Annotated in this window: 2 protein-coding genes; both read right to left on the reverse strand. The window is 69.5% G+C overall.

What is annotated here, in order from left to right:
* On the reverse strand, positions 1–1839 hold a 1839-nt coding region (locus WBA11_RS14675; RefSeq protein ID WP_424521411.1), incomplete at its 3' end, for an endo-1,4-beta-xylanase.
* Between the two features lie 36 nt (positions 1840–1875).
* The coding region (locus WBA11_RS14680) for a T9SS type A sorting domain-containing protein (protein ID WP_424521412.1) at positions 1876–2079 on the reverse strand (204 nt) is incomplete at its 5' end.

Raw genomic sequence — 2079 nt, forward strand, 5'->3', positions numbered from 1 at the left:
CTCGAGGACCACGACGGCCGCCGCCCGGGCGTGGGCGGGGTTCGGGACAACGGACAGCGACGGCTCGGCGGCCTCCGGCTGGGCCGAGGCCGTCACCGGTGCGATGCTTGATGCCTGGTCGTACAAGAACGCGCCGGGGCAGTGGAGCCACTCGCTCGTCTTGTACCCGTCGGCGCACCCCGAGCCCTGGGACCACGTCCCGGTCGAGAACGTCGCCGGCGACTCGGACTCGTAGACCGTCCCGGCGACCGTCACCCGGTCGACGCGCAGGTCGCGGCCGGTCCCGTCCGAGACCGAGTCGTCGTTGGTGAACGCGACCGACACGTCCGAGGCGGCGACGTCGCCCTCGAGGTCGACGACGTAGTCCTCGAACGCTGTCGTGACCGTCCACGCCCGAACGGCTTGGCCAGCGACGCGGAGTTCCATTCGCTCCTCTCCTCGTCGGCCCCGCGCCCGCACCACGACAGACGTGCCGCCTGCCGCTTCGAACACGAACCCGTCGACGTTGGCGATGGCTGTTCCGCTGGCTCCGACGAGGTAGAGGTCGTGGACCGCGCTCGCTCCATCGATCAGGGTCGACTGCGTGGCGAACGCGTTCCACCCGCCGGTCCCGACGGTCGTGTGCGTCCCGACCAACGGTCCCGACGGGCTGTCCAACCGGAGCTCGATCCGCTTGCCCGCGAAGCTCGCCGGTAGCGCGAGGTCGAGCGTCACCGACGCCGCGCCGACGCCGAAGTCGACGTCGTCGTAACGGACCCAGTCGCCGGCGTCGAAGTAGCCGAAGGCGCTGCTCCAGGTCTGGACGCCTTGCTGGGCGTCGTGGCTTTCGGCCTCGATGCGGGCGTAGGCGTCGCGGCCGTCGCCCGGGCCGACCTCGAGGTAGTCGCGGAGCCAGCTCAGCGCCGGGCGCTCGCTGCCGTCGGAGCGGACGAGGTAGGCGCCGCTCCGCCAGATCTCGCCCTGTTTGTAGCCCCACAACGTGATGCCGGCCACGGACGGGTGCTCCCACAGGACGGGAAACAGCTCTTGGTACTTCGCCAACTGCGCCTGGTCATTTCCGATGTTGAGGTCGAACTCCGAGATGTAGATCGGCAGACCGCGCGACGCGACTTCGTTGAGGTGCGACTGGACCGTCGATACGGGCGTGCTCTCGAGAAAGTGGCCCTGGAGCCCGATCCCGTCCAAGAGCCCCCGGTCGATCAGCAAGTCGACGATCTCGAGGTACTGGTTCATCTTGCCCGCGTTCTTCAGGATCGAGTGCTCGTTGAGGATGAGCTGGGCGCCGGGCGCGTACTGGTCCCGGTAGCGTTTGGCCGTCTCGAACGTCCAGATCACCCAGTCCCAGCCCGTCGCCCCCGCTCCGCCCAGGCCTCCGCGGTAGCCGGCCGGGATCGTGATCGGCTCGTTCAGGACGTCGACCATGTCGGTCTCGGGGTAGCGCTGGAAGTAGAGCCGGATCCACTCTTCGACTTCGGCGCGCTGCTCAGCGGGCGGAAGCCCGGCGATCCAGTCCGGCTGCTGCATCCCCCACACGAACGTGTGTTGCTTGAACGGGATGCCCCGCTGCTGGGCGTAGTCGTACCAGTAGTCCAGCGTGGCCCAGTCCATCTGGTCCCGGTCGCGCTCGGGGTAGCGCCACTTGCCGGCGTTCTCGGGCGTGATCTGGTCCCAGTAGGTGTCGAACGTGGCGTCGGCCCGGGGCGAGCTGGTCCCGCCGCCGACCGCGCCCAGGAACTTGCTGTGTCCGGCCGCGAGTTGAGCGTCGGCCGGACCTACCCAGAGGAGGAGGGCGACCGCGAGGGTGCCGACGCGAGTCGGCAGACGAGAGAATGAGTACATGGTGTGGTAGGGTGGTGGTGGGAGTCGACGGCCGAGCTAGCGGACCACGACCAAGGACTGAGTCTCGACCTCGAGGGCGCCACCGGTCTCGACGCGGAGCCGGACGAGGTAGGCGCCGGCCGGGAGCTTCTGGCCGACCTCGATGCGGTGCCAGCCGGGCGAGCGGCCTCCGTCCTCGAGGACGACCACGCGGCGGCCAAGGGCGTCGAACACCTCGAGCGTGGCGACACCGGCGTCGGG

It is taken from the genome of Rubrivirga sp. (assembly GCF_049648075.1).
Taxonomy (GTDB): domain Bacteria; phylum Bacteroidota; class Rhodothermia; order Rhodothermales; family Rubricoccaceae; genus Rubrivirga.